Annotated in this window: 4 protein-coding genes; all 4 read right to left on the reverse strand. The window is 34.0% G+C overall.

The features are described 5' to 3' along the window. Positions 1-61: 61 nt before the first annotated feature. The gene (locus FLACOL7796_RS04575) at positions 62-247 is read right to left on the reverse strand and encodes a hypothetical protein (RefSeq protein ID WP_173969653.1); all 186 of its coding nucleotides are present in this window, start codon (positions 245-247) and stop codon (positions 62-64) included. Between the two features lie 366 nt (positions 248-613). Continuing rightward, entirely contained in the window at positions 614-2,485 is a 1,872-nt protein-coding gene (gene mnmG / locus FLACOL7796_RS04580; protein WP_173969654.1) for a tRNA uridine-5-carboxymethylaminomethyl(34) synthesis enzyme MnmG, read from the reverse strand. A 491-nt stretch (positions 2,486-2,976) separates the two neighbouring features. Then, the gene (gene ybeY / locus FLACOL7796_RS04585; RefSeq protein WP_173969655.1) at positions 2,977-3,396 is read right to left on the reverse strand and encodes an rRNA maturation RNase YbeY; all 420 of its coding nucleotides are present in this window, start codon (positions 3,394-3,396) and stop codon (positions 2,977-2,979) included. After that, positions 3,393-6,788: a DUF4175 family protein gene (locus FLACOL7796_RS04590; protein WP_173969656.1), complete on the reverse strand. Its 3,396-nt coding sequence runs from the start codon at positions 6,786-6,788 to the stop codon at positions 3,393-3,395. The genes ybeY and FLACOL7796_RS04590 overlap by 4 nt, the downstream gene beginning before the upstream one ends. Positions 6,789-6,847: the final 59 nt, after the last annotated feature.

Raw genomic sequence — 6,847 nt, forward strand, 5'->3', positions numbered from 1 at the left:
GTATTTCACTATTTAAAATTATAGCAAACCAATTTTCGTTTTCTCTTAAAAAAGTAAAAGTCTAACCCTGAATTTCATCTGAATCATCAAGCAACAAATAATGTTTTGTTTCTGAAAGTCCGTTTAAATACAATTCAAAATCTTCAATATTTTTCAAATTCAATTTTACCGGATATTCATTATTCCAAAGTTGCATTAAGGAATCTTTTTGTTCCAAAGACAAAACTTGAGTTTCAATAATTATCATAGAATGAACTTTAAATTTTGGTTATTTTGTCATTCTGAGGAACGAAGAATCTCCGCAAGTAATTCCGTAATCAAAAGAATAAACTTTGTCGATCTTGCAACGGAGATTGCTTCGCCAGTTCGCTATCGCTCGTGTTCTCGTTCCTCGGAATGACAAACTATATCATTTCTTTAATAAACAAACCAATATAGCTTTCTATCTAAAATTCGTTTCACGTGGAACAATTCCAATTTTCAATTTCAGATTATTTCAAAACCGAAAAACATATAAATCAGAAATAGTTTCACGTGGAACAATTCAACAAACAGTCTCAGCATTCAGTATCCAGCAAACACTAAAAACTAAAAACTGAGACTGATCACTTTTCTATCTTCCCATATAAATCAACAATACGGAAATATCACTTGGTGACACTCCGCTTATTCTTGAAGCTTGAGAAATTGTTACAGGACGAATCTTGCTTAATTTTTGTTTTGCTTCAATCGACATTGATTTAATTTTATTGTAGTCGAAATTTTCCGGAATCTTCACTTCTTCTAAACGAGTTAGTTTATCAGCGTTGTTTCTTTCCTTTTCGATATATCCGGAATATTTCACCTGAATTTCTGCTTGCTCTAAAATTTCCTGATCTACATCATTCGATTCGATATACTCTTTTACTTTTTCAAATTTCAACATATCCTCCAAATTAATTTGCGGACGTGAGAAAACTTTAAACATTTTATCACCCTGCGTAATTGGAGCAGTTTGTTTTGCTTCAAGAATTGGATTTGTTTCCGCAACCGAAACACTCGTCTCTCTGAAGAAAGCAACCATCTTTTCAGATTCGTTTAATTTCTTTTCCATTCTGCGCAAACGAGCTTCAGAAGCCAAACCAATTTCATGCGACATTGGCGTTAACCTAAAATCGGCATTATCTTGACGTAACAATGTTCGATATTCTGCCCTCGATGTAAACATTCGATATGGTTCTTCAGTTCCTTTCGTAATCAAATCGTCAATCAAAACTCCGATATACGCTTCGTCACGTTTCAAAATTAACGGCGCTTTTTCGTGCACTTTTAAATGCGCATTTATTCCGGCCATCAAACCTTGAGATGCTGCTTCTTCATATCCTGTCGTTCCGTTTATTTGTCCGGCAAAATATAATCCTTCAACCAACTTCGTTTCCAAAGTATGTTTCAATTGTGTCGGCGGAAAATAATCATATTCGATCGCATAACCCGGACGAAAGAACTTCACATTCTCAAAACCTACAACAGAACGCAAAGCTTTAAATTGAATATCCTCCGGAAGCGAAGTCGAAAATCCGTTTACGTAAACCTCACAAGTATTCCACCCTTCCGGTTCAACAAATAACTGGTGACGTTCTTTATCAGCAAAACGATTAATCTTATCTTCTATCGACGGGCAATATCTCGGACCAAGACTTTTGATTCTTCCGTTGAACATTGGCGAACGATCAAAACCTTCTCTCAAAATATCATGAACATTCAATGACGTGTACGTCATGTAACAAGATCTTTGATTTGTTAGCGGAACGGTTAAATCCGAATAAGAAAACTTATCCGGTTTCGCATCTCCTTTTTCTTCGTTCATTTTCGAATAATCCAAAGAACGTCCATCAACTCGTGGTGGCGTTCCTGTTTTCATTCTACCAGATTCAAATCCGGCTTTCACCAAATCTTCGGTGATTCCTCTTGCAGCACTTTCACCTGCCCTTCCTCCTCCAAATTGTTTTTCTCCAATATGAATTAAACCATTCAAAAAAGTTCCGTTTGTCAACACAACAGATTTAGATCGAATCTCTACTCCTAGCGAAGTTCTGATTCCTTTTATCTTTCCGTCCTCGATAATCAAACCCTTTACCATCTCCTGGTAGAAATCAAGATTTGGAGTTCCCTCCAACATCATTCTCCATTCTTCAGCAAAACGCATTCGATCACTTTGAACTCTTGGCGACCACATTGCTGGTCCTTTTGACTTGTTCAACATTTTGAATTGAATTGCCGTGCGGTCGGAAACAATTCCCGAGTATCCTCCAAGCGCATCAATCTCACGCACAATTTGTCCTTTTGCAATTCCTCCCATCGCTGGGTTGCAAGACATCTGTGCAATGTTCTGCAGACTCATGGTAACCAATAAAGTTTTCGATCCCAAATTTGCGGCCGCTGCCGCGGCTTCAGATCCAGCATGACCTGCACCAACTACAATAACATCGTATTCTTCTAAAAACATTTTGTTTTATTATTCTCTGCAAACCGTTTAAGGCGATCCTCAGAATTATTTTTTCATTCTTTTGTTCCACGTGGAACGGCGCTAACGCGCAAAATTCAAACTACTCAAGTTCAAAAAAAAAACAATCTAAAAACATCAATCACTCCCTAGATCACAAAAATCTGTTCCACGTGAAACAGATTAAAACATTATACTTTAACAAGTGCTCGATAAAATCTTCGAAACAAATTTCATGTTCCACGTGAAACACTCTTACTTCTTTCCAAAATCCAAGCTCTAAATCAATCCATGTTCCACGTGAAACATCTATCATTTGAAGTTTCAAAATATCAAAACCGACTTTCAGAAATGTTTCACGTGCAACAAAATCATACGTTTTTCAAATCAAAAACATTAAACGTTTCACGTGGAACAATTCTATTATTTCAAACTTTAGATCAAATTATGTTTCACGTGGAACATAATTAACATCAAATTAAAGAAAGGTTTAATTACTGTTCCACGTGAAACATAGCAATTTTATCATCCTCTTTTGAACGCATAAGTTCAGCTTCAAAATCACTTTTATCTTTGTATCCACAATAATGAAGTATACCGTGAGCCAAAACTCTTTTTAATTCTTCTATAAAAGAAACATTAAAATCCTTAGCATTGTCCTCTACTCTTTCAACAGAAACAAAAATATCTCCGTTTAATTCATTACCAACTGTATAATCAAAACTGATAATATCTGTTAGTGTATCATGATTTAGATATTCTACATTTATCTTATGAAGATAATCATCATCACAAAAAATATAATTTATCTCTCCTTCGTTTTTATTTTCAGATACGATTACAGCACTTAACCAATCAGCAAAGGCTTGTTCGTTCTCTAAAGTAAATTCGGTTTCGTAATTAAAATTGATCATTTTGTATTAAAATATTCTTGAACCTTTTGATTAAAATTCGAGCGCAAAGGTAGTGATTGTCTGTTTAATATCTCTACACTGTTTAAATAATCCAATAGTGAGTTAGGTAAAGCATTTGTTCTATTAGAAAATTCAGCTTTATTTGTTTCAGATTGTCGCTTTGTATCTTGCCCTTGTTGTTGAACTGCGTTGTTTAATTTTAATAATTCTTGTTGAATATTAAGAATACGTTGCAAATTCTCATTCTTAAATCCTTTGTTTAAAAGTTGTTTTTCCGAAGCTTTCATCTGATCAATTACAGATCTTCCTTGAGAATCTAAACCTTGTTTAGCCAATTCTTTTTGTAATGCTTCACGAAGTTTTACTTGTTCTTTATAGATTTCCATAATAGCTTCTGCATCTCCTTCTCCGTCATCACCCTCTTTTCCGTCATTTCCTTTGCCTCCATTTTTATCTCCTTTACCATCTTTTCCCTGACCACTTTTACCTTGCCCCTCTTTTCCTTGTCCTTGCTTTCCATCTCCAGATTTACCTTGTTGTCCTTCGCCCGGTTTATCTCCAGGTTTGTCACCGGGCTTATCTCCGGGTTTCATTCCTTCTTTCATTTTATCAGCAAGACCTTTTTGTTTCTGAATAATATCTGGCAATTGCATTCCTTGTCCGTCACCTGGTTTTGGTTTTCCTGCTCCCGGTTTCGACATAGACATCTGCATATTGTTTAATAAATCACTTAAAAAATCAGCCAATTTATTTGCAGAAGAAACAGCATATTGCTGGTGCGAAACTCCTTTAGGAACCTGAACATCGCTTAAAGTTTCTATCGCTTTATCAATATTGTATTGTACATTTCCTATTTCTTTGGTTACATCTTCGGCTACTTTTGGATTACGAAGAGACAATGCAAACAAACTATCATCGACATGTTTAAACTGTTGTTTTAAATTTTGTTGAATTTTAATGTTCTTCGTGAAAGCAGAAGAACCTAATTTCATTGTTTTAAATTGTTTCATTACATCTTCCTGAGATAATGAATAAGCTAAAAGATTATCCAGGACCTGACGAAGCATTGCAACATCTTCTTCTAATTGTTCTTGCTCTCCGCCTTCCATACTTGAATCCATTTGCTCAGCCATACTTTTCATTTTCTTAGCTGCACTTTTTTGTTTTGGCTTAGCCGAAGAGGAATTCTTTTTACTCAATTCTTCAGAAGCTTTCTTCAAATCATCCTTAACATCTTTCTCTTTTGAAGCATCTGACGGAATATCCAAAGGTGCTTTTAAAGTCTTATTTTCTTCTTTCAGATCTTTTAAATCTTCCTGAATTTTATCAAAAGCTTTATTGATATCGTCTTGTTTTTCCTGTGTGTTTTCTTTTTCTTTATTCGAAAGTTGCTCTTGTTGTTCTGCCAGCTTCTTTAATTTATCTGCAACTTGTTCTGCTTTTTTAGAAACATAAAAACGTTTGGTTAGTTCAACCAATTGCTCCAGATTACGAGATTGGTTCTTGCTGATCTGTTTGAACTTTTCCATCTTATCAAACAAATCTTCACTATTCAATTTGTCGTTTAAGTTCTTCAGTTCGTCCATCAACTTCTGATTTTTTTCTAAATCTTTCTCGGCATTATCTAAACGCTTTTGTAAATCATCAGCCGTTTTGTCTTTCTTTTCAGATTGAAATTTATCCAGATTCTTATTCATTTTCTCTGCAAATTGTTTCATCATTTCGTCTTGTTGTTTCTGACGTTTGATAAAATCATTTACCTTTTGCTGATCTTTGAACTCTAAATTTTCTTTCTCTTTTCCTGCTTTCTGGATCTTATCCATTTCAGAAAATTGCTTGCTTTGATTCTTTAAAGATTTTTCTAAACTATTAATATTTGCATTTTGTTGTTGCAATTCTAAATCGTGAATCTCATCTGTAGTTGAAACACGATCAGAAAAAACAGAAGACTTTGTACTCTTAAAACCATGCGGTGCGTCATTATCAAAAACCTCAAAATAGTATTCGTAAGATACTCCCTCCTGCACGGCAAGATTACTTGGAAAGTTAAAAACAAACTGATCAAATACTCCGGACTTAACAGGTATTGTTCCACGCTTGGCAGTGTTAGGTTTGTTACGTTCATAATACACAACTTGCAATTTAGACAAACCATAATCATCTCCCAACCTACCCAAAACATAATTCTTATCCAGCTTCAAACTGTCTGGCGCTGGCGCAACATTGATCGTTGGATGCTGATCTTTAATAACAGAGAGCTGATAATCTAGTTTTTCGTAGTTTTTAACCTTATTATTCGAGGTAAGAATTTGATATTCTGTATTTTGACTTATATTTTTAGCCAATTTGAACTCATTTTCGGCCTTATTGAACTTAAAAGTTGAATTATCATCTTTCCAGACAATTTCCTGAGTCGATTGTGTATTCATTTTCCAGGTTACCAAAGTTCCTTCCGGTACAATTGCATTACCTGTTCCCTGAATAATTTCTGATTTCTTTTTTAGATAAGATGGAAAATTCAACACCATTTCGAAGTTGGCAATGGATGGAACTGTGATTACTTTCAATTCATATTCTTCAGATGAAACCGAATTTCCTTCAAAAGAAAACTCCACATTCGAAACTGGTTTTTCAATCTTAAATTCAAACTTTCCAGGTTGAGACGATTCCATAAAATAACTTTCGTTACCAATATGAATCATTACATTTTCCGGAACAACATTTCCAACAGATTCCATTTTGATAACGAAATCTTTGTTTTGTTCTGTTTGCAAATTAGCATTTAGAACCACAAATTTAAAAGGTGCCGGTGGCAAAAATGTAGCATTAAAATGTACTACTCTATTTAAACTTTGAGAAATGACATTGCTATTTCCTGAAATATAAAACACAGCAAAAAGCAAAATTGGAATGATTGCTAATGGCAAATACTTTTTATTGGTTTTAAAATTGATGGCATTTCCAAACGGAATTGGTTGCAATGAATTTGCTTTTTGCTCTATTGAAGCCAACATCAACTCTGAACTTTCTATCGAATTCTCAGACGCTGACAATTGTAAAAAGTTCGTTAGTTTATCACTTACTTCTGTAAAATGGTTTCCAATAATAGTCGAAGCCTGATTATAATCGATTCCTTTTTGAAGTTTGAACAACTTAAAAATTGGGAATAAAATAAATCGAAACAATAGAAAAACTTCTACTGCTATAAATACCCAAAACAATAATGTTCTTCCTAATGGTTTTAACCAAAGAAAATATTCGATAAAAAGCGTAAACAGAAAGTACAATAATCCGAAACCAATAAAAAGAAGTGATCCTTTTATCAATTCATTCGTATAATATTTCTTTATAAATGCTTCTAGTTTTTGGTATATAGCAGATGTTGTTTTCAATGTGAATCTGTTTTATTTATAACCCATAAAAGTACAAATTTTAATTAGATAATTCTCAA

This window comes from Flavobacterium bizetiae (genome assembly GCF_902804475.1).
In the GTDB taxonomy this organism is placed as follows: Bacteria; Bacteroidota; Bacteroidia; order Flavobacteriales; family Flavobacteriaceae; genus Flavobacterium; species Flavobacterium bizetiae.

Coding starts and splice junctions, on each gene's coding strand:
- FLACOL7796_RS04575 (WP_173969653.1), bottom strand. CDS start 247: ATGATAATTATTGAAACTCAAGTTTTGTCTTTGGAACAAAAAGATTCC.
- mnmG (WP_173969654.1), bottom strand. CDS start 2,485: ATGTTTTTAGAAGAATACGATGTTATTGTAGTTGGTGCAGGTCATGCT.
- ybeY (WP_173969655.1), bottom strand. CDS start 3,396: ATGATCAATTTTAATTACGAAACCGAATTTACTTTAGAGAACGAACAA.